This is a genomic window from Pantoea sp. C8B4 (assembly GCF_051336905.1).
Classification (GTDB): Bacteria; Pseudomonadota; Gammaproteobacteria; order Enterobacterales; family Enterobacteriaceae; genus Pantoea; species Pantoea rwandensis_B.
The window spans coordinates 34,580-61,117 of the sequence record NZ_JBGMNK010000010.1 but is presented as its reverse complement, the minus strand read 5'-3'; the positions used below and the strand labels follow the sequence as shown (position 1 = coordinate 61,117).

The following is a 26,538-nucleotide window of genomic DNA, read 5'->3' as shown; positions in this document are numbered from 1 at the left end:
GAAGGAGCGTCCTGCTCCGAAGCGATGATGTTCAGGAATACCGCTTAAATTTCACTGTTCAGCAACTATAGAGAGCCAGATGTGAGGTGGTCATTGTGCGAATGGAGGAATCCGTGCAGTAATTTTGCGCCCGTTTTGGCATCTGCCACAAAGCAGGGTGCGGCGCTGCACAGAACCTTAAATAAGCCGATGCTTTTACGCCGGAATGTGCGCCAGCTCTGAGAAAAACCTTCGCAACATCACTATGAGCCTGCAAATCATCATGCACCGGCTCGCCACATGAGGCGGCCAGCATGATGCACCCGCGAGCAAAATGTGCGCTTAGCTGCAAAATCCATACATGTTGATTGTCAGGGTCCTTACCGCCTCGTAGTCTGAAAATGATTTCATTGAGCCATTTTAACTCTCATTGAAACATTCATTCTAATAACAAGCTTACCCTGGAGTCCGCGATGAAAACCCTCAAGGCGATACTGTTGCTTGGCCTGCTGTCCAGTTCTGCCTCCGCTTTGGCAGAGAAAATTGGCGTATCAATGGCGTATTTCGATCAGAACTTTTTAACCATTATTCGCCAGTCGATTGATAAAGAGGCCAAGGCGCGCGGACTCGATGTGCAATTTGAAGATGCACGCGGCGACGTTGGCCGTCAGACCGATCAGGTGCAGAGCTTTATCGGGGCGGGCGTTGATGCCATCATCGTCGATCCGGTGGATTCCGCCAGCACGCCGCAGCTGACCAAGCTGGCACAACAGGCAAAAATTCCGCTGGTGTATGTCAACCGCACACCAGGTGATAAAACGCTGCCGTCGGGCGTGGTGTTTGTCGGTTCGGATGAGCGCGAGTCTGGCAGGTTGCAAATGGAAGCCCTGGCGAAAATGGCCAACTACAAAGGCAATGTGGCGATCATGATCGGCAATCTGACTGATGCGGGCGCGCTGCAACGCACCAAAGATGTGGAGCAGGTGGTGGCGAAATATCCGGGCATGAAAGTGGTGCAGAAGCAGCCGGCCAACTATGCACGTAATGAAGGCATGGATCTGATGCTCAACTGGATCGGCAATGGCGAGGCGATTGATATCGTCGCCGCTAACAACGATGAAATGGCGATTGGTGCTGCGATGGCGCTGGCGAAGAGCAACAAGAAGATTCTGGTCGGCGGGATCGATGCCACGCCGGATGGCCTGAAAGCCATGGCGCAGGACAAAATGCAGGTCACCGTGTTCCAGGATGCGATTGGTCAGGGGAAAGCCTCGGTGGATGTGGCGCAGAAGCTGATTAAAGGCGAGAAAGTGGAATCACACGTCTGGATCCCGTTTGAGTTGGTGACCAAAGAGAACATGCAGAAGTACGTGGAGAAGAGTCAGTAATCAGGTCAAGATCGCGCGATAAATCGTACCGCTATAGAGACGGTATTAGGGCGCACCTTGTGAACTGCCCCCCGAAAGTTGGACTCGATTCCCACAAATATGGCGTGCCCCCGCGCCCGCAATCCAAAAGGTCGCGCCCTACAAGCAAGGCGTGAGCTACGGCTCACGCACCGTCTTGTCGCGGCGCAAGGTATTGCGCAACTCAGCATTAGTCGCGCAGTTTCGCCATCACCACGATGTCGTGATACTCACCCTCACGCAGACAGGCTTTGCGTTTCACCCCTTCCTGCTCAAAACCCAGACGCTGATAGAGGCGCAGCGCTCGTGCGTTATCGTGAAACGCTTCCAGCTCAATACGTACTATGCCGAGCCAGTTAAAGGCATAATCCATGGCGTTACGAATCAGTTTCTCACCGATACCCCGCCCGCCAAACGCCGGATCGACGCTGATACCAAAACTGATGCTGTGGCGCGTGCGCGGCCGCTGCTCAACAAACAGCGTTAGCTCGCCCACCATCTGGCCATCAATTTCGGCCACAAAGCCGATATAGCCTGCCGCGTCCATGTTCTCGAATTTTTTCTGCCAGGTTTGCACACTGGGAAACGGCAGCTGCGTGGTCCAGCGATAGACCTCAGGGTGGCTGTAAAGGCGTTGGTATGCGGCCGCATCGGTTGGTTCGCGACCGCGAATGATCAGATCCATGTCGGTAATCCCTTTCAATTGCACTAAGCTGTTAACTCTTACCAAACGGAAAGAGTGACTGTATGTTGTATCGTCGTTTTGAACGTTTTATCAATATTTTCCAGGATGCTCCAACCGATTCTCCCCCTTCCAGCGTCTGGCCGTTTTACCTCTATTATCTGCGTCAGGTGTGGCCGAGCTTTGTCGCCCTGCTGATTGTGGGATTAGCGCAGGCGCTGATTGAAGTGGCGCTGTTCAGCTACCTCAGCCGCATCATCGATTTAGTGAATCACTCAACGCCCGCCACGCTGTTCACCGACAACTGGCAGGTGCTGCTATGGATGGGTTTTGTCGCGCTGATTCTGCGGCCGGTGATCATCGCGCTGCACGATATGCTGGTGCATCAAAGCATTAACCCGAGCATGACCAGCATGATCCGCTGGCAGCATCATAACTACGTGCTGCGCCAGAGCCTGAACTTCTTCCAGAACGATTTCGCCGGGCGCATTGCTCAGCGCATCATGCAGACCGGTAACTCCCTGCGTGATTCCGCGGTGCAGCTGGTGGATGCCATCTGGCATGTGGTGATTTATGCCGTGACGTCACTGGTGCTGTTCGCCGAAGCCGACTGGCGTTTGATGATTCCGCTGATTATCTGGATCGTTGCCTATAGCGTCTCGCTGAGCTTCTTTGTGCCGCGCGTGAAACAGCGTTCGGTGGTTTCTTCAGAAGCGCGTTCTAAATTGATGGGCACCATCGTCGATGGCTACACCAACATCGCCACCATCAAACTGTTCGCGCACAACGATTTGGAAAAGCGCTACGCGCGCGAAGCCATTCAGGAGCAGACCGACAAAACCCAGCACGCCAGCCGCATGGTCACCACCATGGATATAACGCTGTCGACGCTGAATGGCCTGTTGATTGTCAGCACTTCCGGGCTGGCACTGTGGCTGTGGAGCCAGTCGCTGATCAGCGTCGGTGCGATTGCATTAGCCACCGGCCTGGTGATTCGCCTGGTGAACATGTCCGGCTGGATTATGTGGGTGGTGAACGGCATCTTTGAGAACATCGGCATGGTGCAGGATGGATTGAATACCATCGCGCAGCCGCTGAGTGTGCAGGATGAACCGCAGGCGAAAAACCTGCAGGTGACGAGCGGGCAGATTCGTTTTGAAGATGTACGCTTTGATTACGGCGGCAGCCGCCAGGTGATTAATCGCCTCAACCTGAATATCAAACCGGGTGAAAAAATCGGTTTGATTGGGCCATCCGGCGCGGGTAAATCAACGCTGGTGAACCTGCTGCTGCGACTGTACGACATCAACGGCGGGCGTATCCTGATTGACGATCACAACATCGCCGAAGTGACGCAAGAGAGTCTGCGCGGCCAGATTGGCATGATTACTCAGGACACCTCACTGCTGCATCGTTCGATTCGAGAAAACCTGTTGTACGGGCGACCGAACGCCACGGAAGATGAACTGCAGGCGGCGATTATTCGCGCCCGTGCCGACGAGTTCATTCCGCTGCTGTCCGATCCACAGGGCCGCATCGGGCTGGATGCACATGTGGGTGAGCGCGGAGTGAAACTGTCGGGCGGTCAGCGTCAGCGTATCGCCATTGCCCGCGTGCTGTTGAAAGATGCACCCATTCTGATTATGGATGAGGCGACTTCCGCACTCGATTCTGAGGTAGAAGCGGCGATTCAGGAGAGCCTGGAAACGCTGATGCAAGGCAAAACGGTGATTGCCATTGCGCACCGCCTCTCAACTATCGCCAAAATGGACCGACTGGTGGTGCTGGATAAAGGCGAGATTGTTGAGATGGGTAACCACCGCGAGCTGCTGGCGCACAATGGACTCTACGCGCGCTTGTGGCAACATCAGACCGGTGGTTTTGTCGGCGAAGATTAATCGCCGCGTCGATACGGCAGGGCTTCGCGCGCCTCAATGGCATAGGCGCGAATCCCTGCTCGTTCCTGCACTAAATACTCTTCTACGGCTTCACGCAATCCCGGATGGCACAGGTAGTGCCATGAATGGGTAATCTGCGGTTCGAAGCCGCGCACCAGTTTGTGCTCGCCCTGCGCACCGGCATCAAAACGCTGTAATCCTTCGGCAATGGCGAAATCCATGCCCTGATAAAAGCAGGTTTCAAAGTGCAGACGGTCAAACTCTGCCAGACAGCCCCAGTAACGCCCGTACAGCGAATTGCCATCCACCAGATAGAACGCCATGGCGGCCGGATGGCCCTGCAGCGTGGCCATGACCACGCGAATCGAGCGCGGCATGCGTTCGGCCAGCAGGCTAAAGAATTGCCGGGTGAGGTAAGGACGCTGACCACGTACCGCATAGGTGTTGGCGTAGCAGGTGTAGACGAAATCCCACTGATCTTCGCTGAGTTCGTCACCACGATACCAGTGGAACTCAAAGCCGCTGCTTTGCACCTGCTCACGCTCTTTACGCAGCTGTTTACGTTTGCGTGACATCAGCGTGTCGAGGAAGTCCTGAAAATCGCGGTAGCCTTTATTATGCCAGTGATACTGGATGCCTAGACGCGCGAGCCAGTCGGGCTGCTGTTCCATCACATCGTTGGCGAACGGCGTGGTGAAATTGATATGTGCACCGCTCAGGCCATGCTGTACCAGTTCATCAGGCAACGCCGCGAGCAGTTGGCTGATAGCGGCTCCTTCACCCAATAAACGCGCACCGGTGACCGGGCTAAACGGGATCGCACCCAGCCATTTTGGATAGTATTGAATGCCGGCGCGGTGGCAGGCATCGGCCCACGCATGATCGAATACGTATTCACCTTGCGAATTGCGTTTGCGATAACCCGGCAGCGCGGCGCTGAGTACGCCCTTTTCACGCCACAACAAGTGATCCGGCTGCCAGCCGTTTTCCGGCCGCACGCTGCCGCTCTCTTCCAGCGTGAGCAGAAAGGCATGGCGTAGAAACGGTTGATCGTCAGGTAACAGCGCATCCCATTCGATGGCGGAAATCTCCGCCAGCGATGACAGATGAAGCAAAGACATGCATGGCTCCCGGCCAGCTAAAGGCGAACAACTAGTTCAACAGGTTTTGTTGCAAGGGAAAAGAGGGGGCGCACTGAATGTATAGCGGCATTGTTCGCTCAGGTGCGCATAAAGACACATCCTTCGTTCCTGCAATATCGCAATTTATGGCGACGGTTACATTGAGCGCACGCGATAAACAGAAATCCAGCTCAATCACGTATACTCACCCTTTTCACCTCAGGAACCGCCATGGATCGCCTTGATTGTGACCGCATGTTTGTCGCTGTGCTGGAAGTCGGCAGTTTTGCTGGTGCCGCCGAGCGCCTTGGCACCAGCAGCGGGCAGGCGTCCAAGCTGGTTTCCCGGCTGGAACAAGAACTGGGCGTGCAGTTGTTTAAACGCAGCACGCGTGCACTGTCACCCACGGAAGTGGGCCGTGCCTATTACGAACGCGTGAAAACGCTGCTGGAGGCGTTCGATACGCTGGATGCCACGGTGCGAGAAAACGCCACCACGCCGTCGGGGCGCTTAAAAATCAGCGCGCCCGGCACCTTTGGTACCGCGGTGCTCGCCAGCGTACTCGTGGCGTTTGCACGTCACTATCCGCTCATTGAACTGGATGTTAACTTCTCCGATTGTGCAGTGAACATCGTCGATGAGGGCTTCGATATGGCGATTCGCATTGGCAAGCTGGATGACAGCAGCCTGATTGCACGTCGTCTGGGCGATGTACCGATTCGCGTGGCGGCCTCGCCGGGCTATCTACTGCAACACAGCACACCGCAGCACTGGCGTGACCTCGCGACGCATCAATGTATTAGCGACACCAACTTCCGCGATCCCTGGCACTGGCCATTTGTGACGCCCTGCGGCGACAGTGTCAGCATGCCGATTCGTGGCCGCTTGTGTTTCTCCAATACCGAAGCCTGTTTGCAGGCAGCGATTGCCGGATTGGGTATCGCGCGTTTGCCGGGTTTTATTGCCGCACCGGCGCTACAACGAGGCGAAATCGTCTCGCTGCTGGATAACTTCGCCACGCCGCCGATGGGCTTGTTTGCCCTTTATCCTCCCGCCCGCCATCTGGCGCAGAAGACCCGCTTGCTAATCGATTTCCTCGCCGATCATTTCCAGCAGCATCCTCCCGGCTGATTCCTTCCAATTTGGAAGTAATGAAAGCCATTTTGCCCGGATTATCACCTAACCAGCAGCGCGGTATGCTCACTCCATCACCAGAGAGGAGTCGAGCATATGTTGGTTAACGGTAAGTGGAGCGCAGAGTGGCACCCGGTTCAAGCCACCGATAAACAGGGCGGATTTGTCCGTCAGACGTCCAGTTTTCGCCACTGGATTACCGCAGACGGCTCCAGCGAATTTGCCGCCGAGCCGGATCGCTATCATCTGTATGTGGCGCTGATCTGCCCCTGGGCTTCACGCACGCTGGTGGCGCGCAGCCTGAAAGGGCTGGAAAACGTCATTAGCGTCTCAGTGGTTGAGCCGCAACTGGGTGCACAAGGCTGGCATTTTGGTGATTATCCGGGTGCTGATCGTGACTGGCTCAATAAAGCCGAATACATCCATGAGTTATATACCCGCGCCGATGCTGACTTTACCGGCCGCGCCACGGTGCCAGTGCTGTGGGATAAAAAGACGCAAACCATTGTGAACAACGAATCTGCTGACATCCTGCGTATGCTGAACAGCGGGTTTGGCGATCTGGCAGACAACAGCCTCGATCTTTATCCAGAAGATCTGCGCACTGAGATCGACGCGATCAACGCATCGATCTATCCACGTCTTAACAACGGCGTTTATCGTACCGGCTTTGCCACCACGCAGGTGAGCTATCAGCAGGCGTTTCATGATGTGTTCAGCCAGTTAGACGAACTTGAACAGCGTCTGAAAGATGGCCGTACCTTCCTGCTGGGCGAGCGCCTGACTGAAGCTGATATCCGTTTGTTCGTGACGCTGGTGCGTTTTGACGTCGCCTATCATGGCCTGTTCAAATGCAACCTGCGCCGCCTGCGCGACTATCCGCTGCTCGATCGCTATCTGAAGAGTATGCTGGCGGTTTCGGGTGTGCGTCAGACAGTGAACATCGACCATATCAAACAGGGTTACTATTCGATTAAGGCGCTGAACCCGAATGGGATTGTGCCGGTAGGCCCGGATATGGCGGATTATGGTTTATAAGGAGCAGGATGATGGCAAAAGCGTTGGTGATTTTTTTACATGGTGTGGGCAGTAATGGCGACGATCTGGCAGGACTCGGTCAGCATTGGGCCAGCCTGCTGCCGGATGTGGCCTTTGCCTCGCCGAATGCGCCCTATCCATTTGAACATGCGATGGGCTATCAGTGGTTTAGCCTGACGGGCATTACCCCAGAAAATCGTCCTGCTCGCGTGCGTCAAGCCCGCGCGGCGTTTGATGAAACACTGCAACAGCTGATGGCGCAGCACGGTATGGCGGGCGCGTGGGATAAAGTGATTCTGGTGGGCTTTTCTCAGGGCTCGATCATGGCGCTGGATGCACTGGCATCTGGCCGTTATCCGCTGGCGGGCGTGGTGGCGTTTTCCGGCCGGTTGTCTTTTGAGGGTGCATTAACACCCAACCCGCAGACCCCGGCCCTGCTGATTCACGGCAAAGTGGATGATGTGATTCCGTTTAGCGAGAGTGAATCTGCGGTAGCGCGTCTGCAGGCGGCAGGCGTCACGGTGGAAGCGCGCTATGAAGCCGCTACCGGCCACACCATTTCGTCACAGGGTGCGATGCAGGCAGCCGCATTCATTGCCCAGTGTTTGCAGGACTAAGGCCAGTAGCGATTCAATGCGCGCCAGGCTTGTTGCGCGGCCACCTCCGGCGGTTGCGCTTTCAGCCCATCGTTAAACACTTCAATGCCGACCGGGCCACGATAGCTGGCGCTTTTTAGCTTATCGACAAAGCGATCCACTTCAATAATGCCGTCACCGGGCAATAAGCGCTGGTGACGCGCAAAATCGCTCAGCGCGCCCCTCTCTTGCGGCGGCATCTCTGCCATATCACACAGCTGCACTTCATAGATACGATCGGCAGGAATGCCATCCAGCTGCGAGGCATCACCGCCTAAAGCACAGATGTGGAACAGATCGACCACCAGTCCAATATTCGGCTGGTCCAGACGCTGCAATCGTTCCCACGCCAGCGGCAGCGTATTATCCACGCTGCACCACGCCATGGGTTCGTACATGATGCGCATGTTATAGCGCGCGGCTTCCGAGGCCATCCAACGCAGATCTTCATCGATGCGCTCCGCCACGCAATCTTCACGCGTGGTGGCCGGTGCCTGAATGGTGTTGCAACCGATAGACTGCGCAATCTGGATAAACTGCCGCAGCTCTTCACGCTTCTGTAAACGTTCGCGGTCAGGGCTGCCGGTAAAGTCGCGCAGTACCTGAACATTGGTAAATCCCAGGTTTAACTCTTGGGCCAGCTGCGGCGTACTGGCCTCCACATCATCCCGCCAGATTTCGACCTGATCGAAACCGGCGGCACGGGCCGCGCGCAGTTTCTGCTCAGGTTCACCGTTTAACAACACCAGGTTAAGGAATTTGGGGTTACTTCGCATCAACGGGCTCCCTAATCGTCCGGATAAATCGGTGACAGGTTCTGCTTGTCACGCAAACAGAACAGCGACCAGTATCTACCTCTTAGGAGTTATTTCAAGCCCGTGATGCGCAGGGCTTTTATCCCAGCAGATTCACCACCGCAAAGCCGGCGAAGGTCATCAGCAGTGAACCCATCACATGCACCATCACGCTCGACATCGCCCAGAGGTATTTACCGGTTTGCAGCAAGCCGACAATTTCCGCTGAAAAGGTAGAGAAGGTGGTTAAACCGCCGCACAAGCCAGTGACGATCAGCAGTTTCCAGAAAGGGTCAATATGCGGATTGCGGATAAAAAACGCCAACGCTGCACCGATGATAAAACCGCCAACCAGATTCACCATTAAGGTGCCCGGCGGCAGATTAGGAAACAACGCGTTGAACCGCAGGGAAATGAGCCAGCGTAGCGAGCAGCCCACGGCACCGCCAAGCACAACAGCCAGTAACGACTTCAACATACTTTTGGAGCTCCTGAAATGAGTTACGCGCAGGGCCGCGGCAGGACAGAAAAACGCCTGACACACCGCCGTCTCCCGCGCAGGGATACGAGTGTTGTCAGGCGTCATCAGCCGTCTGTTTCCAGAACGGCGGTTGGGGAAGGTGGCACGCCATCACCTTAGAAGGACGATAATACGCTGGCGCAGCGGGGGTGACAATACACCAGAGATCAGTGCGTCATTAATGCACAAGTATGCGTCGCAGTAATAATTGTTGGATGCTTTGCCGGTATGACACAAGCACATGAACGAACACCGTGTTTTCTTCAATTGAAAATAATATGCGGTAGTTTTCACTGCTGTTGAATTCGCGGTAACGCGTGACACCCAAATCAGCCAATTGGGAACTCACGGGGCAACTTGAAGGAAAATTGCGTACTCGCGATTCAAACTCGTCAATCACTCGCGCAATGATAGCGTTGTAATCGTTACCTAAACGGCGATGAAAAGCAGAAATCTTTTCCAGACTTAATCGAACAGTGGGGAGATAAATAATAGTGAACTGCTCATCCTTGTGCTCCATATCATCCTCACAGGCCTTCGAGTAACTGTTCGCGAGTCATACCTTTCCCAGCAGCTTTATCCTCTTCCGAGAGGGCCAGCAATTTAAGTAGAGCTAGCGTTTCATCCCGTTGTTGGCGCTCTTCCCAAGACTCAATAACATACGCTGGTGTGCCGTTTTGCGTCACAAGAATTGGCTCGGAAAGATCGAGAGCGGCTGCATTTTTTTTGATATAGCTAATCGTTTCGATTTTCATAAACACCTCCTTAATAGACTAAATTTAGACTTTTTATGTCCTGGTGGCAATGGTTGTTTATCACCCATTTTAAGAACAAAAGGAGATCCCGATGCGTACCCTGATTTTTGACACTGATATTGGCGTGGATGATGCCTTTGCACTGGCCTATGCGGCTAAAACTCAGCAGCTGTTGGGCATTACCACGGTATTCGGCAATGTGGCGGTCGGCCAGGCAGTGAAAAATGCCCGACTGTTCTGCGAAATGATGGGGATTGAAGCATCGGTGTATCGCGGCTGCTCGCGTCCGCTGGCGTTAGCCCCTTCTGCACCTGCCACGCTGCACGGTCTGGATGGATTGGGTGATGCGTTCGAGAACTCACACAGTGAAGAAGCACCCAACGCGGTGCAGTTCATTATTGATAGCGTGCGCACGCAGCCTCATGCCATCACCATCGTGGCGATTGGTCCGCTGACCAATATCGCCAGCGCCATCAATCAAGCGCCGGATATCATTCCACTGGTGAAAGAGTTAGTGATCATGGGCGGTGCCTTTGGCACTGACGGCCATTCCGGTAACGTCTCACCGTTTGCCGAGTTCAATATCTGGAAAGATCCGCATGCTGCCGATCAGGTGCTGGCCTCGGCGCTGCCGGTGGTGGTACTACCGCTGGATGTGACGCACAAAGTGCTGATTACCGGCGATGAAGTGCGGCAGTTAAATCAGCCGGTATTGAGCGCCATCTGCCGCCCTTATCTGGCCTACAGCCTGCAAAAAGAGGGATTTGATGGCATGGCGCTGCACGACACCTTGACGCTGTCATGGCTGGCATTGCCGCAAGCGTTCACCGTCACCGAAGCACCAGTGCGCGTGATAACGGAAGGCATCAGTCGTGGCCAAACAGTACGGCGTCTCGGCGCCCTCGCCTCGCGCGAAGATCCGTTTGCCGGACTCCGCCCACAACGCTTGTGCCTCGGCGTGGATGCCGAAGCGGTGCGGGAACACTTTTTTGCCACATTGCGGGCATGAGATTGATGATCGCTATCAATGGCGTAATGCTTGCCCGTTAAGCGCCGGGTGATAACGCAGTCTGGTACCGTTCCGGGGCTGGCTGCTCTGAACTTTCAGTGCGTGTTGTCAAAAACGGCACGGTGGTTGAGGCCAGAGCGCCTCTGCTGCTGCAAGGGCTATCCGCAGCGCTGAGGCTTTTACGTTGGGCCTGGAGCCAGGCGCAGGGAGGCGACTGGCAGTTCGGGTTGGCCTGAATGGCCTTACCCGAACCGTCCGTCGGCACGACGTAGAAGCCGAAGGCACCGCGTCAGCGGCGCGAGGACGGCCCGGCAGCAGCAGAGGTGCTCTGGCCCGCATTGGCGCGCAGTTAAGCGCACCGACTACCTCGCAAAATGAATCACACCTTTGATCAGCTCACGATTGTTAATCACCTCTGACTCAAAGGCCTCCGCCAAAGTAGAAAAATCATAATGCCGATTCAGCATGATGTCGGCACGTAGCTGCCCACTCGCCATCAGTTCACCGACTTTCGCGAAATCTTCGTGAGTGGCATTGCGGCTGCCCATCAACGTTGTTTCACGTTTGTGGAACTCAATGTCAGGAATCACCAAATCGCCTTTATGCAGGCCGACAAACACAATGGTGCCGCCATGACGAATCAGCTTCACCGCACCGTTCATCGCCGCTGGGCTGCCGGTGGCATCAATCACTTTCGCCGCCAGACGCCCACCAAACTCCGCACGCAACGTGGCTTCGAAATCCTCAGCCATCGGGTTGAGGGTCGCGAGCCCCAGTTTGTCTGTGACATGCGCGCGTCGCGGTTCGCTGGTATCGGCCACCACCACCTGGGCACCCGCCGCAGCCGCTATTGCCGCGACACCCAGACCAATTGGCCCAGCACCGACCACCAACACCTGCTCATCCGCTGCCACCGCCGCCCGACGCACCGCATGCGCGCTGATGGCAAAAGGCTCGATCAGTGCCGCCGCTTCCGGCTCTACATCATCAACAGCTAACAGGTTGCTGGCGGGTACGCTGAGGAACTCGCAGAAGCCTCCATCCTGATGTACGCCAATCACCGATATATTTTCGCAGCAGTTGGTCTTCCCACTCAGGCACGCATCGCACTGCTGGCATGAAACATAAGGAATGAGCGCCACGCGCTGGCCAACCTGGAAATCCGTTACCCGACTGCCCAGTTCCACCACTTCGCCACACAGCTCATGGCCCAGCACGCGTGGATAGCTAAAGAACGGCTGGTTACCCGCCCAGGCATGAATGTCGGTGCCGCAAATCCCGGCGGCGATCGGTTTAATCACAACCTCCTGGGCGGCCGCTGTCGGTTTCTCTCGCTGCTGCCACACCATTTTGCGTGGTTCGGCAACCACCAGAGTTTTCATTGTTGTCATGGGATTCTCCTATGCTGATGTCGCAGTTATGGCGAAAATCGCTGATATCCGCTTTTTGCACATCCCGAACTGTGAGGCAGGCCAATTTTTTTGGGCTTTGTGTGGTTTTTAATAAATAAAAAACCGGAGAACCGCATGAGCCGAAGCCTGAATTTACGCCAGAACGTGATCAATCAAATGCTGGAAGGCATCGCCAAACGCCACATCCGTTCTCCGCTGCCACCGCAGGCTGCGCTGGCTGAAATGTTCAATATCAGCCGTACCACCGTGCGCCATACCTTGCAGCATCTGCATGAGCGCGGCGTGCTGGATAAGGTTGAGGAAACCTACGTTATCGTGCGCGATCCCAGCGAAGAGGATGGCTTTAGTGCATTAGCGCCTCCGATTGACCAGCAAGCGCGACAGTTTGAACAGACGTTTTTTAATCTGATCAATCAACGCCAACTCATGCCCGGCGACAGCTTTAGCGAGTTGCAGCTGGCGCAACAGGTGAAAACCAGTCCTGTGGTGGTGCGCGAGTTTCTGCTGCGGTTTATGCGTTACGATCTGCTGGAACCGGTAAAGCGCGGCCATTGGCGCATGAAAAAGTTTGATCAGCTATACGCTGAGAACCTGTTCGAACTGCGTGAAATGCTGGAAACACATGCACTTACCCGCTTTCTCAACCTACCCTCCAGTGATGAGCGCTGGATTCAGGCGCGCGACCTGTTAGATCGCCACCGTGCCATGCGTGACACCATCGCCAGTAACTACCGCCACTTTGCCGCGTTGGATAAAGAGATGCATACGCTGATTCTGTCAGCGGCTAATAATCCGTTCTTCAATCAGTCACTGGAGATCATCTCCGTGATTTTTCATTCGCATTATCAATGGGATGAGACAGATTTAAAACAGCGTAACATCGTGGCACTGGAGGAACATATGGCTATTCTGACCGCGCTAATCAGCCGCCGGGATGTCGAAGCTTTGTGCGCGTTACATAACCATCTTGGTACGGCGAAGTCATCGATGATCCGCTGCATTCGTCAGTACAATTAAAAACCGATTAAAAACCACAATTCTGAAGCGCCCGCACGAATCTGAAACATCCTCGCAACATCCCAACCGGTTTACTTCTAGTCTCCAAAGCAATCCGTTGTGGCAGCACCGTTTCGCTGCCGCAGGACCCCAACCCTCGATAACGATAAGACCCCAGACCTGGGAGGTTGCAATGGAAAATACATCTGCACGTGGCCGTGACGCTGCGCCAACATCCGTCGCCGATGGACAAGACTTTGTCCCGGCACGCGGCGATGTGGTGCGCTCACCGCGCATTAAGAAGATTCAGCTGACCGCCATGTTGCTGCTGCTGTTTGCTGCCATCATCAACTATCTCGATCGTAGCTCGCTGTCAGTGGCCAACATGACCATTCGTGGAGAACTGGGTTTATCCGCCACCGAAATTGGTGTGCTGCTGTCGGCATTCTCGCTGGCCTACGGCCTGGCACAGTTGCCTTGCGGCGCGCTGCTGGACCGTAAAGGGCCGCGCATCATGCTGGCGCTGGGGATGTTTGTCTGGTCACTGTTCCAGGCTGCTGCCGGTCTGGTGCATAACTTCACCCAGTTTGTGCTGGTACGCATCGGATTGGGCATCGGTGAAGCGCCGATGAACCCGTGCGGCGTTAAGGTGATCAACGACTGGTTCAACATCAAAGATCGCGGCATGCCGATGGGCATGTTTAACGCGGCATCGATGATTGGTCTGTCGATTGCGCCACCGATTCTGGCGGCGATGATGCTGGTGATGGGCTGGCGCGGCATGTTCGTCACCATCGGCGTGCTCGGGATGTTCCTCGCCATTGGCTGGTATCTGATGTATCGCAACCGCGATAACAGTAAGCTGAGCGGTGAAGAGATTCACTATCTGCAAGCCGGCAGCGTGGCATCACGCAAAGAGCCGCTGAGCTTTGCCGAGTGGCGCGGTTTGTTCAAGCAGCGCACCATGTGGGGCATGATGATTGGCTTCAGCGGCATCAACTACACCGCGTGGCTCTACATCGCCTGGCTGCCGGGTTATCTGCAATCGACCTATCATCTGGATCTGAAAAGCACCGGCTTGCTGGCGGCGATTCCATTCCTGTTTGGCGCAGCGGGTATGTTGCTGAACGGCTATGTGGTGGATGCGTTGGTGCGTCGTGGAATGGATGCGGTGAAAGTGCGTAAGGTATCGATTGTCAGCGGCATGCTGCTGTCTGCGGCCTTCACCACCTTCGTCACCCGTGCAACAGACACCACCAGTGCAGTGACGCTGATTGGCATGGCATTGTTCTGCATTCACTTTGCTGGGACATCTTGCTGGGGCTTGATTCACGCGAACGTCACCGCACGTATGACGGCTTCCGTGGGCAGCATCCAGAACTTCGCCAGTTTTGTGTTTGCTTCGTTCGCGCCGGTGATCACCGGTTGGGTGCTGGACACCACCAAGTCATTTAGCCTGGCGCTGATGATTTGTGCAGGCGTGGCCGTAGTGGGTGCACTGGCGTATTTGGTGCTGGTGCGTAAACCGATTACGGATGGGGTTTGATTCCCGGTGCGCATTAATGCGCACCCTACGAAAACCGCACCAAGCCATTGTAGGGTCGCCATTAATGGCGACCCAAACGCGCTTAAGTGGCAAGCATTACGGTATTCATGGCGACCGGGTAAAAAACCGCGTTTCACACTGTCGCGCAATCTCCCACAGCTTATTGCGAATCACCTGTTTCAGCTGCAACGTTGACTGCGATTGCGGCTGATCGCGGCGGCTGATCAACATCACTTCAAACGGCAGCGGTTGTGCCACCGGCAGCAGTTTTAGCTGGTCTGCATAGCGGCAGGCGGTAAACAGATCCACCACGCCCACACCGCCGCCTGCCAGCACCATATCAGCAATCACCGAATAGGTTTTGATCGACAACGACACCGCCGGGTCCAGCCCTTTGTCACGCAACGCACGGTGCAGCACGCGCCCAAGTGGATCCTGGTTCTGCATCATCAACAGGTTATTGGCACACAACCACTCCAGCGTGGCGGGTTCGTTATGGGTGTGATGCTGCGGCAACAGTGCCACCATTGAGGATTGAAACAGCGGTTCCGCCAGCAGATCGGCATCCACCTGCTGACCAAACACCAGCGCGAAATCGAGCTGGTTATCCATGATCATCTGACACAGCGTGCTGAAGTGTTCGGTCACTAACTCCACACTCACCGATGCAGCCTGCTGTCGCCAGTTGACCAGTGCGGGTGCTAATACCATCTGTCCAAAAGCGTGTGCAGCACCCACACGCACCGTTTGCCCCTCGCCGCGCCGCAACTGCTCGGTAAGTTGGGTGATGGAGTGTAAACGCTGATAGAGATCTTCCACTTCGGGCAGTAAACGCCGACCTTCTGCGGTGACCACCATGCCCTGCGCACGCCGTTCAAACAGGGCAAAACCCAGCTGCTGCTCGGCGTGCGTCAAGACGCGACTGACATTTGGCTGCGACACATTGAGCAATCGCGCCGCCGCACTGATGCTGCCGGTCTGCACAATCGCCTGAAAGACTTCAATGTGTCGTAATCGCATAATTACTCGCCCCAGGTCGCTTCGAGCACGCGCAGCCAGTTGCCGTGGCAAATTTTTTCCAGCAGTTCGCGTGAATAGCCGCGTGCCGCCAGCGCATTCACCACCAGCGGAAAACCGGCCACATCTTTCATGTCACCCGGCATGGTGGCGCCATCCAGATCGGAACCAAAGCCCACGCCATCTTCACCCACTTTTTCCAGCAGATACTCCACATGCTGCACGATGGCATCCACGGTGGTGGGTGCATGACGATCGCCATCTTCACGCAGGAAAGGTACGGCGAAGTTCACGCCAACAAAGCCGTGGGTTTCTTTGATCGCCGCCAGCTGGCGATCGGTGAGGTTACGCGACTGGGCGCTGATCACATGGGCGTTGGAGTGACTCGCCACCAGCGGTGCATCGCTGATCTCCGCCGTGTGCCAGAAGCCCTTCTCATCCATATGCGACAGGTCAACCATGATGCGGCGCTGATTACAGTCACGCACCAGCTGCTTACCCGCTGCGGTTAAACCGTTACCGACATCGGGTGAAGACGGATAGAGGAACGGCACGCCCTCGCCAAACTGATTGGGTCGGCTCCACAACGGCCCCAGGGTACGCAGGCCGCTGGCATAAAGAATATCAAGCAGCTCGCCATCGGTATCCAGCGCTTCCGCCCCTTCCACGTGCATCACCACCGCCAGCACGCCCTTTGCCATGCATTCGCGAATATCGCGCACGCTGCGGCAAATCTTCACTTGTCCTTCAGAGGCCTGCTCAATTCGCAGCAGCAGCGCCAGCATCGAAAAAGTGGCATCGCGCGCAGCGCCAATAATTTCCTGAGGAAAATCTGAGAGGTCTGGCGCACTTCTTGCAATCAGAGGGTGAGATGGCACCCAGGTGGCAAATATCCCACCTACCATATTTCCCTGGCGGATACGGGGAAGATCCATCTGACCGCGTCCGGTGCCCTGCATGAAGGCCCGCACTGCGTCAGGCTGATGGTGCTGCCAGAGTTTATTGAGCACATCGTTGTGACCGTCAAAGACCGGAATGTTGAAGATGTCAGACATGTTTTATCGGTTCCATATTCGGGAGAAAGCGCAAGCGCTGCCAGCTGGCGGGGCAAATTGCACCAAAAAGAGGCAAGTCTTTACGCATGAAACAAATGGCTTAATCCCATTATTAATCCTCCCGCACTGCGGGAAAGTCAAGACAAAAAACAGCAAAATAATTAAATTTAATTTTAATAATCAATAACTTGGAGTTGTCATGGTAACCAGAAGACGTTTTCTCGCAGGATGCGCCGCCGTCCCTGCTTTTTCCTATCTGAGTCTCAATACCGCCTTCGCTGATACGCCACCGAGTATGTTCGTGATGGCGATGCAGCTGGACAACATCACCAGCCTCGACCCGCACGAAAGCTTTGAAGCCACCGGCGGCCAGATCTGCGGCAACATGTACCAGCGCCTGGTCACGCCCGATCCACAAAAAGCCGACAAGGTGATCGGCCAGCTGGCAAAAAGCTGGGATGTCAGCAGTGATAACAGCACCTATACCTTCCACCTCGACCCGGCAGCGAAATTCGCCGATGGCACAGCGCTCACCGCAGAAGATGTCGCCTATTCGATTGAACGTATCGTCAAACTGGATAAAAGCCCGGCCTTTATCATCAACCAGTTTGGCTTCACCAAAGACAATGTGACGCAGTTGGTCACCGCGAAAGATGCGCATACCGTGGAGATGAAACTGGGTGCGCCAGCAGCCGAAACCTTCCTGCTGTATTGCCTCTCCGCCACCGTCGGCAGCATCGTGTCGAAGAAAACCTGTGAAGCCAACCAGCAGAACAACGACTTCGGTAATGCGTGGCTGAAACAGCACAGCGCCGGCTCGGGCACCTTCACCCTGCGCACCTGGAAAGCCAGCGAAACGGTGATTCTGGAACTGAACCCGCAATATGCTGCGCAGAGCAAGATTAAGCGCGTGATCCTGAAGCACATCACTGACCCGGCAGCTCAGGCGTTGATGGTGAAGAAAGGGGATGTCGATGCCGCCTACGATCTCACCACCGAGCAGCTGTTGCAGGTGAAGAACGACAGCAACGTCTCGCTGGTCAATCAGTCGCTGTCAGCCATCATGCTGATGTCATGCAACACCAATAATGAATACCTGAAAAAGCCGCAGGTGTGGCAAGCCCTGAAGTGGGCGCTGGACTACGACAGCATCCAGAAGAACATTCTGTCGATGAGCTTTATTACCCATCAAAGCTTCCTGCCAAGCGGCTTCCCGGCGGCATTGGACGATACGCCCTTCCACAAAGACGTGGCGAAAGCTAAGTCGCTGCTGGCGGAAGCGGGTTATCCCAATGGATTCGAGATCACCCTCGACCACTACTCAATGCAGCCGTATCCCGATATCGCTCAGGCGATCCAGACCCAACTGGGCGCCATTGGCATCAAGGTGTCGTTGATTGCCGCCGAGAACCGCCAGGTGTTGACCAAGATGCGTGCGCGCCAGCATCAACTGGCGCTGACCGTGTGGGGCGCGGACTATTTCGATCCTAACTCCAACACCGAAGCCTTCTGTGTGAATACCGACAACAGCGAAAATGCCCGCAGCCGCACGCTGGCATGGCGCTGCAGCTGGTCAGATGAAGAGTTCAATAAACTCACCGAGCAGGCGCTGCACGAACCCGATCCGGCGAAGCGTATTGCACTTTATCAGCAGATTCAGCAGTTGGGCCGCGAGAAAAGCCCGTTCATCTACATGATGCAGAAGACCAAGAATGTCGCCTGCGGCAAAAACATCTCGGATGTGCACATGACGGTGCTGGAGCAATGGCCATACGATCAGGTGAAAAAAGCCTGATGCCTTTACTGAAGAAAATCGTCAGCACCCTGGGAAGCCTGGTGCTGACGCTGTTTGGTCTGTCGGTGCTGACCTTCTTTATTGGTCGAGTGATGCCCACCGATCCGGTGCTGGCGGCGGTGGGTGATAACGCACCGCAATCCGTGGTGGATCGCGTGCGCATTGAGATGGGGCTGGATCAGCCCCTCTACATCCAGTTCGGCCACTATCTCAACCAATTACTCCATGGCGATCTGGGTAAATCGATTCTCACCTCGAATCCGGTAACCACCGATATTGCGCGCTTCTTCCCGGCTACCATGGAACTGGCGACAGCGGCGATTATTATCGCTGCGCTGGTCGGTATTCCGCTGGGAGTCTGGGCGGCAGTGCGACAAAGCACCTGGGTCGATCAGACCATCCGCGTGGTGTGCCTGGCGGGGCATTCACTGCCGGTATTTGTGCTGGCACTGCTGAGCCTGCTGGTGTTCTACGCGGTACTCGGCATTGCGCCGGGGCCCGGTAGGCAGGACATCATCTGGCAGGATATGGTGCCGCAGGTCACTGGCTTTCTCACCATCGACTCGCTGCTCGCGGGTGAAACCGATGCCTTCTGGGATGCGCTGGCACACATGGCGCAGCCGGTATTGATCCTCGCCTACTTCAGCATGGCCTACATCACGCGTATGACGCGCACCTTTATGCTCAATGCCTTGAGCGGCGAGTTCGTGATCACCGCGCGTGCTAAAGGGCTGTCATCGCGCCGGGTGATCTGGCGGCATGCCTTCCCTACCGTGGCGGTGCAGCTGGTCACCGTGCTGGCGCTGACCTACGCCGGCTTGCTGGAGGGCGCGGTCGTCACCGAAAACGTCTTCTCCTGGCCCGGCCTCGGACAGTATCTCACCACCTCGCTGATGAACGCCGACATGAATCCGGTGGTCGGTGCCACGCTGCTGGTCGGCACCGTGTATGTGTTGCTGAATCTGCTGGCTGACCTTCTCTATCGACTTTGGGACCCACGCGTAAAATGATCTTCTTCTCTCGTGACTGGCTGCTGGACGATACGCCAGCCAATCGCCGTCAGGCGGTGTGGGGCCGACGCTATCGCTTGTGGCTCAGCCTGCGCAGCAACCCGCTGGCGATGGCCGGATTGGCGGTCATTGCCGTTATGCTATTGCTGGCGCTGTTCGCCCCGTGGCTGACGCCCTTTGACCCTGGCACACAGCATCTGGAAAATCGTCTGGCGCTGCCTTCAGCGGCGCACTGGCTCGGCACGGATGAACTCGGCCGCGATGTCTGGACGCGCATTATCTATGGCGGACGTACCACGCTCGGCATGGTGATCGCCGTGGTGCTGCTCACCGCCCCGCTCGGCCTGCTGATTGGCTGTATCGCGGGCTACGCGGGTGGCATTGTGGATAAGACGCTGATGCGTATTACCGACATCTTCCTCGCTTTTCCGCGTTTGATTCTGGCGCTGGCGTTTGTGGCTGCGCTAAAGCCCGGCGTGGAGAGCGCGATTCTGGCGATTGCCTTAACCGCCTGGCCGCCGTATGCGCGTCTGGCACGTGCCGAGACGATGCAGTTCCGCCACAGCGATTTTATCGCCGCCAGCCGACTCACCGGTGCCTCGCCGTTGCGCATTATCCTGCGCCACATCATGCCACTGTGCGTGCCGAGCCTGATTGTGCGTGTCACGCTCGATATGAGTTCCATCATCATCACCGCCGCCAGCCTCGGTTTTCTGGGGATGGGCGCGCAACCGCCGTCGCCTGAATGGGGCACCATGATTGCGACCGCGCGCCGCTTCCTGTTTAGCGAATGGTGGGTGCCATTGATGCCATGCATCGCCATCTTCCTGACCTCACTGGCGTTTAACTTTCTCGGCGACGGTCTGCGTGACGTGCTGGACCCTAAGGAGCGCTAAATGCTGGTGGAAATTGAAAACCTGCGCATTGCCTTTCGCAGTCGCACAGAAACCTTTGAAGCGGTGCGCGGCGTCAGTTTTAGCGTGGGCCGCGAGAAGTTCGCTATCGTGGGTGAGAGCGGTTCCGGTAAATCCCTGACCGCACGCTGCCTGATGCAGTTGCTGCCGGGTAATGCGGAAGTCACCGCCGACGTATTGCGTTTTGACGGTATCGATCTGCGCGGCGCCAGCGAAAAAGTACTGCGCCAGATTCGCGGCAAACGGGTGGGATTCATCCTGCAAGACCCGAAATATTCGCTCAATCCGGTGATGACCATTGGGCAGCAGATTGCGGAAGCCTGGCGCGAGCACAAAGGCGGCAGCCGCAAAGCGGCGATGCTGGCGGCGATTGATCTGCTGGAGCAGGTGAAAATTCGTGATGCCGCCGCGGTGGCGAAGCGCTATCCGCATGAAGTTTCCGGCGGGATGGGCCAGCGCGTGATGATTGCCATGATGCTGGCACCGGATCCAGAACTGCTGATCGCCGATGAGCCTACCAGCGCGCTGGATGCCACGGTACAGGCAGAGATCCTGAAGCTGATTGACGATCTGGTTTCAGCACGCGGCATGGGGTTGATCCTGATCAGTCACGATCTGCCTTTGGTGTCGCACTTTTGCGATCGCGTGGCGGTGATGTACGCCGGACGCATTGTCGAACTGCTGGAGGCGGGACAACTGCAGCAGGCGCAACACCCGTATACCCGTGGATTGCTGGCCTGTTTACCCTCATTAAAACATCCGCGCGAGCGTTTACCGGTATTGCAGCGCGATGCGGCGTGGCGGGAATAACGTCTTGCCCATCTACGCGGTTTTATCCCCATGCCCGCTTTACGCCCGCAGGATGCGTAGGGATGCGTACCGTTCAACGAACGCACAGAATTTACAGGCAGCTTCATGATTGAAATAGATAACCTGCGCATCGCCTTTGGTGCGCATCAGGTAGTGAAAGGTGTGAGCTTCGCCGTCGCCAACGGCGAAAGCTTTGGCATGGTCGGCGAGAGTGGTTCGGGCAAATCCACCATCCTGCGCGCCCTTGCCGGGCTCAATGCCGACTGGCAAGGCAGCATGAAATTTGGTGGCATGGAGCTGGGCGCCAAACGCAGCCGTGCTTTCTATCGCCAGGTGCAGATGGTGTTTCAAGACCCCTTTGGTTCGCTGCACCCGCGTCAAACTATCGACCGCATTTTGCATGAGCCGTTGCTGGTGCATCAGCTGGATCGCGCCGAACAGCGCATCAGCCAGGCGCTGAGTGAAGTTGGCTTACCTGCTGCGGTTCGTTTCCGCTATCCGCATCAGCTTTCCGGCGGTCAGCGTCAGCGCGTGGCAATTGCCCGCGCATTGATTGCCGAACCGGAAGTGCTGCTGCTGGATGAGCCCACTTCGGCGCTGGATGTGTCAGTGCAGGCCGAAATCCTGAATTTACTCAGCGATCTACGCAGCGAACGCAAACTCACCTACATTATGGTGACGCATAACCTCGCGGTGGTGACCCATCTGTGCCAGCGCATTGGGGTGATGCAGCACGGTGAGATGGTGGAGCAGTTGAGCGCGGAGGATTTGCGCGCGCGGCGCATCCAGCATCCGCATACCGCTCAACTGTTTGATCTCAGCATGACGCTGGAGGAACCAGCATGACCGCGAACTGGCAACAGGCCGCTGATATCGCCCCACTTTTCGATCTCAGCATGACGCTGGAGGAAGCAGTATGACCGCAAACTGGCAGCAGCCCGCTGATATCGCACCACTTTTCGATCTCAGCATGACGCGGGAGGAACCAGTATGACCGCGAACTGGCAACAGGCCGCCGAAGTAGCACAGCAGATAACACAAGGCTGGCAGCAGCCCGGCGCACCGGGTGGTGCGATAGTCCTGTTTGATGCTCATCAGATTCACTCCACACACTGCGCCGGTCTGGCCGATCTGGCGCAACAAACCCCCTTCAGCGCCGACAGCGTGGTGCGTTTTGCCTCGATAACCAAGCATCTGTTTGCCGCGCTGGTCACCGGGCCGGGCCGCCGTTATCTGCAACTCGACGATAAGCTGGTGCAGCATCTACCGCAGCTTACGGGCGCCAACGGCCAGATCACCGTCGGCCAGGCGCTGGATATGAGCAGTGGTCTACCTGATGTGCGCGAGACCCTGTCGCTGCTGGGATTGTCGGTGTACAACGCCACCAGCGCTGCCGATCTGCTGGATTTTGTCGCACAGAAAGGGGACCTCAGCTACCCGCCGGGAAGCGAGATCTCTTACACCAACACCGGTTACCGCCTGGTGGAAGAGGCGCTGAAAGCCAAAGGTGTACTGTTCAACGATCTGTTGCAGCAATATATCTGCGAGCCGCTGGATATCAGTTTGATCGCGCCGGAAACCTGGTTCGATATCGTGCCGGGACTGGTGCCGGGTTACTGGCAAAATGGCCAACAGTGGCAGCTCTCCAGCGCCGGATTACACCTTTCCGCCTCGGGCAGTGTCACCGGCAGCGTCAATCATCTGACGCGCTGGCTGCAAAGCCTATTAGCGGACAGTGGTCCCGGCGCAGGGGTATTGCAACGTTTGACCGCACCGCGCAGCCTCAATGATGGCCGAATCAGCGGCTACGGGCTAGGCATCACCAGCTCCACACTGGGCAGCCAAACGCTGTTTGGTCATGGCGGTTCACATGCGGGTTACAAGAGCTACTTCCTGTTGCATCCGGAGTTGAAGCTGGGCGTCGCGATTGTCGCCAACCGCGAAGATGTGACGACGTCAGAAAGTGCACTGCGTGTAATGGCGGCACTGCTGAATCGCACGCTGCCGGAGAAAGGTCATGATCTGACGCCGGGCTTATACGTGGCGGAAAACGCCGCCGACTGGCTGGAGATCAAAGGGGTCACAGCGACCTGGCTGGGTGCTGGCGAAACATTGTGGCGCGCCGACCCGCATGGTAATGCGGTCTCGCTCTCCAGCACCTTCCCGATCACACTGCGTCATGAAGGTGCAGCCATTGTCGGTGAAATCGGTCATGCGCCGCGCCATTTTGTGCCGCTACAAGCCGAAAGTGCCAGCCTTGAACAGCTTCAGGGCCGTTGGTTCGCGCATGCCTGGCGCAGTGAAATGGTGATTGAGGGTGATCGGCTGATCATGGGCATTGGCCCAGCGGCCATTCATGCCACGTTGCAATCGCTGGGCGGCGATCGCGTGCTCGCCACTGCACAGGATGGGCCATGGGAAAAGCGCTTTGTGATAGCGCGCGAAGGTGACTCGCTGCGGCTGCTGCTCAATCGCAGCCGCGTGGTGAGGTTTACGCGCTAAGCGGACGCCATTGATGACGTGAAGCGAGTCAATGAAGCGCACATTCGTAAAAGCCTCAGCGCTGCGGATACCCCTTGCAGCAGCAGAGGTGCGCTGGTCTCAACTATTGTGCCTTTTTTAACAACCCACACAGAAGCCTCGAAGCAGGCTGGTGCCGCTCAGGGGCTGGCAATTCGCAGCGCTGAGCGTAATGAGTCTGCCAGGAGAGTCCGCAGGACGCGGGCGAAAGGCGGGGCGGCACACGATGTGCCATCCCCGCCGGTCCGTCAGGCAGACGAATGAAGTGAAGGTACCGCTTTAGCGGCGCGAGGACCGCCAGCACCTGAGCGGCACCAGACGGCGTTATCCCCTGCCGCGGAATGAACAATCATTACGCCTTAAATGGCAATCTGCGCATTCAAGCATCACGGCTTAAACAACGTGGTGGCGCAGACGACCAATCTTCTCGATCTCGACCTCAATCACATCACCGGGGAACATAAACAGTGGTGGCGTGCGTTTCTTACCGACGCCGCCCGGTGAACCGGTGATGATCACATCACCTGCTGACAGCGGGCTGAACGCTGAAATGTATTCGATAATTTTTGCCACCGGATGCACCATGCTGGCGGTGGTGTCGTTCTGCACTTCACGCTCATTCAGCCAGGTTTTGATCGCCAGCTGCTGCGGATCGGGGATTTCATCTGAGGTGGTCATCCACGGGCCAAAGCCACCGGTCTGCTGCCAGTTTTTACCGGCGGTAAACCAGGTAAACTGCATGTCACGCACCGTGGCATCCATAAAGCAGCTGTAACCCGCAACGTGTTGCAGCGCATCGGCCGCTTTAACCTGATAGGTATCTTTGCCGATGATCACTGCCAGTTCGCCTTCGTAATCGAACTCCTGCGTGGTGGCCGGTTTTAACAGCGGCTGCTCATGACCTGCCAGTGAATCGGCAAAACGCACAAACAGCGTTGGCGCTTCTATAGTCTCGGCAAACTCTTTACGCTTGTCCGCGTAGTTCATGCCAACACAGAACACTTTGCCAGGATTTTCCACTACCGGAAGAAAGCGAATAGCGCTGTATGGGTGATCCGCAGGCAGTGAGCGAAAGGCTTCCAGGTCGCTGACCGCGCCGCGTTGTAACAAAGATTTCAGGTCCGGGCACTCCGCGCCGAGGCGCGAACCGACGTCAACAATGCCCTCTTCCCGCACGATTCCGTAACTTTTTCTTTCCTGGTCAATAAGATAAAAACTGCAGAGCTGCATGACTGCCTCGTTGTTATATATAAATTGCGCGCAGGTTACCAAAAGCCAGCAGGAAATGCGGTACGACCTGCCAGGAATATGCCTGCACCATGCCTTGCTCTACACCGCTGCGGCGTGGTTTATCGCACTCTCCTGGAGCGGCATTGTTGATGCAAGGTGTGCAATAAATTGCGCCGCTACACATCCAGCGGCCTTCGATGCTGGCGGCATTGTTGCTGGCAGATGCGCAATAAATTGCGTCGCTACACATCCAGCGGCCTTCGATGCTGGCTGCATCATGACTGGGTGCTGGCCAGATAGGAGAACGCACTCAGCAGGCTGATCAAGGTGCCCATTTGATCGGCACGATAGCCCACGGTTACGGCATCAATACGCGTCACGCCGGGAATCAGACTGAACAAATCCGCGAGCACCGGTTTACTGGCCTGCAACTGCATCTCATACGGCGCGGTCAAACGTGTGGTGCTGACCTGGCGCGCACGCTGTACCGCCGCGGTGGCGGCAGCACGAATGGCGTTTTGTGCCGCTTGCGGACTGATGGACTCGGCGCAGGTATGGGAAATCGCGCGTTTCACGCAGACGTAATCCACCGACGGATAGTGTTCGGCGATCCAGCCTTGTAGCTGGTCGTCACCGCTGACGAGCCAGAGCGGCGTACCCTGTTCGGCGGCGGCGGCAGCGTAGATATCGCTTTCGCCCATCACTTTGCCATTGATATGAATGCGCCAAAAAGCGCGGCCGTTAATGGTGTGCGCCAGCACGCCTGGCTCGCCCGCCGCGCTGTGATAGCCGATAAAGAACAGGCCATCGAAGGGCTGCTGCTCAATGCCTTCCACCATCGACAAGCCACGCGGCTTGCCCTGCACCATGCGCGCACGCGGATCGATGTTTTCTGCGCGCAGGTTGGTCATTTGCGCATGGCTGTCGGCCACCACCACTTCGGTGGCTCCGCCGGCAAATGCACCGTCGATGGCGGCGTTCACTTCCTGTTCCATCAACCCGCGTGCCAGCTGGTATTCCGCATGGCCGGGTGAGCACTGTTCCGGACGCATCACGCCCGCGATACCTTCAATGTCAGCAGAGATGAATATTTTCATAAGTCAGGCAAATTCCATGCGGGTTGAAACACGGTCGCCATAAATGGCGACCCTACGGGCAATTGTGGGTCAAGTGCAGCATTCAGGCTGACCGCAAGCGCTGCTGTAAAAGGCGCCATTAATGGCGACCGAAACGCACTGAAGTGACAAGCATTACGCTATGAA

General features: G+C 56.4%; 26 protein-coding genes and 1 riboswitch. Of the genes, 14 read left to right on the top strand and 12 right to left on the bottom strand.

All coding sequences use genetic code 11. The features are described from left to right. Window positions 1-452: 452 nt before the first annotated feature. A complete protein-coding gene (locus tag ACCW76_RS13895) occupies window positions 453-1,367 on the top strand; it encodes a sugar ABC transporter substrate-binding protein (RefSeq protein ID WP_436338826.1) in 915 nt (304 codons plus the stop codon). Between the two features lie 208 nt (window positions 1,368-1,575). Here the strand turns inward: ACCW76_RS13895 and ACCW76_RS13890 are convergent, their stop codons facing one another. Then, entirely contained in the window at window positions 1,576-2,070 is a 495-nt protein-coding gene (locus ACCW76_RS13890; RefSeq protein ID WP_045814125.1) for a GNAT family N-acetyltransferase, read from the bottom strand. 62 nt (window positions 2,071-2,132) lie between these two features. Here ACCW76_RS13890 and ACCW76_RS13885 point away from each other — a divergent pair, with 62 nt between their 5' ends. Next, window positions 2,133-3,965 (top strand): ABC transporter ATP-binding protein, encoded by a 1,833-nt coding sequence (locus ACCW76_RS13885; protein WP_436338824.1) that lies wholly within the window; start codon window positions 2,133-2,135, stop codon window positions 3,963-3,965. On the opposite strand, the gene ACCW76_RS13880 is transcribed toward ACCW76_RS13885, so the two are convergent. Next, complete coding sequence (locus ACCW76_RS13880; protein WP_436338823.1) at window positions 3,962-5,086, bottom strand: GNAT family N-acetyltransferase; 1,125 nt, start codon at window positions 5,084-5,086, stop codon at window positions 3,962-3,964. The genes ACCW76_RS13885 and ACCW76_RS13880 overlap by 4 nt on opposite strands. Window positions 5,087-5,317: 231 nt before the next feature. Between ACCW76_RS13880 and ACCW76_RS13875 the strand changes: the two genes are divergently transcribed. The 3 genes from ACCW76_RS13875 (at window position 5,318) to ACCW76_RS13865 (ending at window position 7,875) form a co-directional block, all read left to right on the top strand. After that, entirely contained in the window at window positions 5,318-6,217 is a 900-nt protein-coding gene (locus tag ACCW76_RS13875; protein ID WP_436338821.1) for a LysR substrate-binding domain-containing protein, read from the top strand. Window positions 6,218-6,316: 99 nt separating this feature from the next. Further along, complete coding sequence (locus ACCW76_RS13870) at window positions 6,317-7,258, top strand: glutathione S-transferase family protein (protein ID WP_436338819.1); 942 nt, start codon at window positions 6,317-6,319, stop codon at window positions 7,256-7,258. Between the two features lie 11 nt (window positions 7,259-7,269). Then, window positions 7,270-7,875 carry an alpha/beta hydrolase gene (locus ACCW76_RS13865; RefSeq protein WP_436338943.1) on the top strand — a complete coding sequence of 202 codons (606 nt, stop codon included), beginning with the start codon at window positions 7,270-7,272 and terminating at the stop codon, window positions 7,873-7,875. On the opposite strand, the gene ACCW76_RS13860 is transcribed toward ACCW76_RS13865, so the two are convergent. The 4 genes from ACCW76_RS13860 to ACCW76_RS13845 form a co-directional block, all read right to left on the bottom strand. After that, window positions 7,872-8,669, bottom strand: a complete 798-nt coding sequence (locus tag ACCW76_RS13860; RefSeq protein WP_200680341.1) for a sugar phosphate isomerase/epimerase family protein — start codon at window positions 8,667-8,669, stop codon at window positions 7,872-7,874. The two genes, ACCW76_RS13865 and ACCW76_RS13860, sit on opposite strands and share 4 nt — an antisense overlap. 118 nt (window positions 8,670-8,787) lie before the next feature. Beyond that, window positions 8,788-9,165 carry a fluoride efflux transporter CrcB gene (crcB, locus tag ACCW76_RS13855; RefSeq protein ID WP_436338817.1) on the bottom strand — a complete coding sequence of 126 codons (378 nt, stop codon included), beginning with the start codon at window positions 9,163-9,165 and terminating at the stop codon, window positions 8,788-8,790. Between the two features lie 91 nt (window positions 9,166-9,256). Further along, a riboswitch (Fluoride riboswitch) is annotated at window positions 9,257-9,332 on the bottom strand. A gap of 53 nt (window positions 9,333-9,385) precedes the next feature. Continuing rightward, window positions 9,386-9,727: a plasmid stabilization protein gene (locus ACCW76_RS13850; RefSeq protein WP_045814134.1), complete on the bottom strand. Its 342-nt coding sequence runs from the start codon at window positions 9,725-9,727 to the stop codon at window positions 9,386-9,388. A 7-nt stretch (window positions 9,728-9,734) separates the two neighbouring features. Then, on the bottom strand, window positions 9,735-9,962 hold the full coding sequence (locus ACCW76_RS13845) for a type II toxin-antitoxin system Phd/YefM family antitoxin (protein ID WP_034819917.1): 228 nt from the start codon (window positions 9,960-9,962) through the stop codon (window positions 9,735-9,737). A gap of 91 nt (window positions 9,963-10,053) precedes the next feature. Here ACCW76_RS13845 and ACCW76_RS13840 point away from each other — a divergent pair, with 91 nt between their 5' ends. After that, a complete protein-coding gene (locus tag ACCW76_RS13840; RefSeq protein ID WP_436338816.1) occupies window positions 10,054-10,971 on the top strand; it encodes a nucleoside hydrolase in 918 nt (305 codons plus the stop codon). A 362-nt stretch (window positions 10,972-11,333) separates the two neighbouring features. Here the strand turns inward: ACCW76_RS13840 and ACCW76_RS13835 are convergent, their stop codons facing one another. Beyond that, window positions 11,334-12,362, bottom strand: coding sequence for a zinc-binding alcohol dehydrogenase family protein (locus tag ACCW76_RS13835; protein ID WP_436338815.1), 1,029 nt, complete (start codon window positions 12,360-12,362; stop codon window positions 11,334-11,336). 135 nt (window positions 12,363-12,497) lie between these two features. Here ACCW76_RS13835 and ACCW76_RS13830 point away from each other — a divergent pair, with 135 nt between their 5' ends. Both ACCW76_RS13830 and ACCW76_RS13825 read left to right on the top strand, forming a co-directional pair. Next, window positions 12,498-13,400: an FCD domain-containing protein gene (locus ACCW76_RS13830; protein WP_436338814.1), complete on the top strand. Its 903-nt coding sequence runs from the start codon at window positions 12,498-12,500 to the stop codon at window positions 13,398-13,400. A 172-nt stretch (window positions 13,401-13,572) separates the two neighbouring features. Next, window positions 13,573-14,925, top strand: a complete 1,353-nt coding sequence (locus ACCW76_RS13825) for an MFS transporter (RefSeq protein WP_045814140.1) — start codon at window positions 13,573-13,575, stop codon at window positions 14,923-14,925. A gap of 105 nt (window positions 14,926-15,030) precedes the next feature. On the opposite strand, the gene ACCW76_RS13820 is transcribed toward ACCW76_RS13825, so the two are convergent. Continuing rightward, window positions 15,031-15,945, bottom strand: coding sequence for a LysR family transcriptional regulator (locus tag ACCW76_RS13820; RefSeq protein WP_038644186.1), 915 nt, complete (start codon window positions 15,943-15,945; stop codon window positions 15,031-15,033). A 2-nt stretch (window positions 15,946-15,947) separates the two neighbouring features. Continuing rightward, window positions 15,948-16,997: a dipeptidase gene (locus tag ACCW76_RS13815; RefSeq protein ID WP_436338813.1), complete on the bottom strand. Its 1,050-nt coding sequence runs from the start codon at window positions 16,995-16,997 to the stop codon at window positions 15,948-15,950. A gap of 199 nt (window positions 16,998-17,196) precedes the next feature. Between ACCW76_RS13815 and ACCW76_RS13810 the strand changes: the two genes are divergently transcribed. The 6 genes from ACCW76_RS13810 to ACCW76_RS13785 all read left to right on the top strand — a co-directional run bounded on the left by ACCW76_RS13810 (window position 17,197) and on the right by ACCW76_RS13785 (window position 24,028). Further along, a complete protein-coding gene (locus ACCW76_RS13810) occupies window positions 17,197-18,792 on the top strand; it encodes an ABC transporter substrate-binding protein (protein WP_436338811.1) in 1,596 nt (531 codons plus the stop codon). Next, window positions 18,792-19,802 (top strand): ABC transporter permease, encoded by a 1,011-nt coding sequence (locus tag ACCW76_RS13805; protein ID WP_038644180.1) that lies wholly within the window; start codon window positions 18,792-18,794, stop codon window positions 19,800-19,802. Before ACCW76_RS13810 ends, ACCW76_RS13805 begins: the two co-directional genes overlap by 1 nt. Beyond that, on the top strand, window positions 19,799-20,698 hold the full coding sequence (locus ACCW76_RS13800) for an ABC transporter permease (protein ID WP_436338809.1): 900 nt from the start codon (window positions 19,799-19,801) through the stop codon (window positions 20,696-20,698). The genes ACCW76_RS13805 and ACCW76_RS13800 overlap by 4 nt, the downstream gene beginning before the upstream one ends. Next, window positions 20,699-21,526 (top strand): ABC transporter ATP-binding protein, encoded by an 828-nt coding sequence (locus ACCW76_RS13795; protein WP_045814145.1) that lies wholly within the window; start codon window positions 20,699-20,701, stop codon window positions 21,524-21,526. It abuts the gene before it with no gap. 105 nt (window positions 21,527-21,631) lie between these two features. After that, the gene (locus tag ACCW76_RS13790) at window positions 21,632-22,372 is read left to right on the top strand and encodes an ABC transporter ATP-binding protein (RefSeq protein ID WP_045814146.1); all 741 of its coding nucleotides are present in this window, start codon (window positions 21,632-21,634) and stop codon (window positions 22,370-22,372) included. A 144-nt stretch (window positions 22,373-22,516) separates the two neighbouring features. After that, the gene (locus ACCW76_RS13785) at window positions 22,517-24,028 is read left to right on the top strand and encodes a serine hydrolase domain-containing protein (protein WP_436338808.1); all 1,512 of its coding nucleotides are present in this window, start codon (window positions 22,517-22,519) and stop codon (window positions 24,026-24,028) included. 411 nt (window positions 24,029-24,439) lie between these two features. Here ACCW76_RS13785 and ACCW76_RS13780 read toward each other — a convergent pair whose 3' ends face one another. From ACCW76_RS13780 to ACCW76_RS13770, 3 genes are read right to left on the bottom strand one after another with little or no spacing between them, the layout of a single operon-like run. Then, window positions 24,440-25,276: a fumarylacetoacetate hydrolase family protein gene (locus ACCW76_RS13780; protein ID WP_436338807.1), complete on the bottom strand. Its 837-nt coding sequence runs from the start codon at window positions 25,274-25,276 to the stop codon at window positions 24,440-24,442. Between the two features lie 13 nt (window positions 25,277-25,289). After that, complete coding sequence (locus ACCW76_RS13775) at window positions 25,290-25,526, bottom strand: hypothetical protein (RefSeq protein WP_436338805.1); 237 nt, start codon at window positions 25,524-25,526, stop codon at window positions 25,290-25,292. A 25-nt stretch (window positions 25,527-25,551) separates the two neighbouring features. Then, on the bottom strand, window positions 25,552-26,373 hold the full coding sequence (locus ACCW76_RS13770) for a M55 family metallopeptidase (RefSeq protein WP_200539090.1): 822 nt from the start codon (window positions 26,371-26,373) through the stop codon (window positions 25,552-25,554). Window positions 26,374-26,538 lie beyond the last annotated feature (165 nt).

What these genes read in the sequence shown, in the direction of transcription:
- ACCW76_RS13845 (WP_034819917.1), bottom strand. Translation starts at nt 9,962, where the DNA reads ATGAAAATCGAAACGATTAGCTATATCAAAAAAAATGCAGCCGCTCTC.
- ACCW76_RS13840 (WP_436338816.1), top strand. Translation starts at nt 10,054, where the DNA reads ATGCGTACCCTGATTTTTGACACTGATATTGGCGTGGATGATGCCTTT.
- ACCW76_RS13870 (WP_436338819.1), top strand. Translation starts at nt 6,317, where the DNA reads ATGTTGGTTAACGGTAAGTGGAGCGCAGAGTGGCACCCGGTTCAAGCC.
- ACCW76_RS13880 (WP_436338823.1), bottom strand. Translation starts at nt 5,086, where the DNA reads ATGTCTTTGCTTCATCTGTCATCGCTGGCGGAGATTTCCGCCATCGAA.
- ACCW76_RS13815 (WP_436338813.1), bottom strand. Translation starts at nt 16,997, where the DNA reads ATGTCTGACATCTTCAACATTCCGGTCTTTGACGGTCACAACGATGTG.
- ACCW76_RS13770 (WP_200539090.1), bottom strand. Translation starts at nt 26,373, where the DNA reads ATGAAAATATTCATCTCTGCTGACATTGAAGGTATCGCGGGCGTGATG.
- ACCW76_RS13830 (WP_436338814.1), top strand. Translation starts at nt 12,498, where the DNA reads ATGAGCCGAAGCCTGAATTTACGCCAGAACGTGATCAATCAAATGCTG.
- ACCW76_RS13800 (WP_436338809.1), top strand. Translation starts at nt 19,799, where the DNA reads ATGATCTTCTTCTCTCGTGACTGGCTGCTGGACGATACGCCAGCCAAT.
- ACCW76_RS13885 (WP_436338824.1), top strand. Translation starts at nt 2,133, where the DNA reads ATGTTGTATCGTCGTTTTGAACGTTTTATCAATATTTTCCAGGATGCT.
- ACCW76_RS13875 (WP_436338821.1), top strand. Translation starts at nt 5,318, where the DNA reads ATGGATCGCCTTGATTGTGACCGCATGTTTGTCGCTGTGCTGGAAGTC.
- crcB (WP_436338817.1), bottom strand. Translation starts at nt 9,165, where the DNA reads ATGTTGAAGTCGTTACTGGCTGTTGTGCTTGGCGGTGCCGTGGGCTGC.
- ACCW76_RS13785 (WP_436338808.1), top strand. Translation starts at nt 22,517, where the DNA reads ATGACCGCGAACTGGCAACAGGCCGCCGAAGTAGCACAGCAGATAACA.
- ACCW76_RS13890 (WP_045814125.1), bottom strand. Translation starts at nt 2,070, where the DNA reads ATGGATCTGATCATTCGCGGTCGCGAACCAACCGATGCGGCCGCATAC.
- ACCW76_RS13805 (WP_038644180.1), top strand. Translation starts at nt 18,792, where the DNA reads ATGCCTTTACTGAAGAAAATCGTCAGCACCCTGGGAAGCCTGGTGCTG.
- ACCW76_RS13835 (WP_436338815.1), bottom strand. Translation starts at nt 12,362, where the DNA reads ATGACAACAATGAAAACTCTGGTGGTTGCCGAACCACGCAAAATGGTG.
- ACCW76_RS13850 (WP_045814134.1), bottom strand. Translation starts at nt 9,727, where the DNA reads ATGGAGCACAAGGATGAGCAGTTCACTATTATTTATCTCCCCACTGTT.
- ACCW76_RS13775 (WP_436338805.1), bottom strand. Translation starts at nt 25,526, where the DNA reads ATGTGTAGCGACGCAATTTATTGCGCATCTGCCAGCAACAATGCCGCC.
- ACCW76_RS13820 (WP_038644186.1), bottom strand. Translation starts at nt 15,945, where the DNA reads ATGCGATTACGACACATTGAAGTCTTTCAGGCGATTGTGCAGACCGGC.
- ACCW76_RS13810 (WP_436338811.1), top strand. Translation starts at nt 17,197, where the DNA reads ATGGTAACCAGAAGACGTTTTCTCGCAGGATGCGCCGCCGTCCCTGCT.
- ACCW76_RS13825 (WP_045814140.1), top strand. Translation starts at nt 13,573, where the DNA reads ATGGAAAATACATCTGCACGTGGCCGTGACGCTGCGCCAACATCCGTC.
- ACCW76_RS13790 (WP_045814146.1), top strand. Translation starts at nt 21,632, where the DNA reads ATGATTGAAATAGATAACCTGCGCATCGCCTTTGGTGCGCATCAGGTA.
- ACCW76_RS13795 (WP_045814145.1), top strand. Translation starts at nt 20,699, where the DNA reads ATGCTGGTGGAAATTGAAAACCTGCGCATTGCCTTTCGCAGTCGCACA.
- ACCW76_RS13780 (WP_436338807.1), bottom strand. Translation starts at nt 25,276, where the DNA reads ATGCAGCTCTGCAGTTTTTATCTTATTGACCAGGAAAGAAAAAGTTAC.
- ACCW76_RS13895 (WP_436338826.1), top strand. Translation starts at nt 453, where the DNA reads ATGAAAACCCTCAAGGCGATACTGTTGCTTGGCCTGCTGTCCAGTTCT.
- ACCW76_RS13865 (WP_436338943.1), top strand. Translation starts at nt 7,270, where the DNA reads ATGGCAAAAGCGTTGGTGATTTTTTTACATGGTGTGGGCAGTAATGGC.
- ACCW76_RS13860 (WP_200680341.1), bottom strand. Translation starts at nt 8,669, where the DNA reads ATGCGAAGTAACCCCAAATTCCTTAACCTGGTGTTGTTAAACGGTGAA.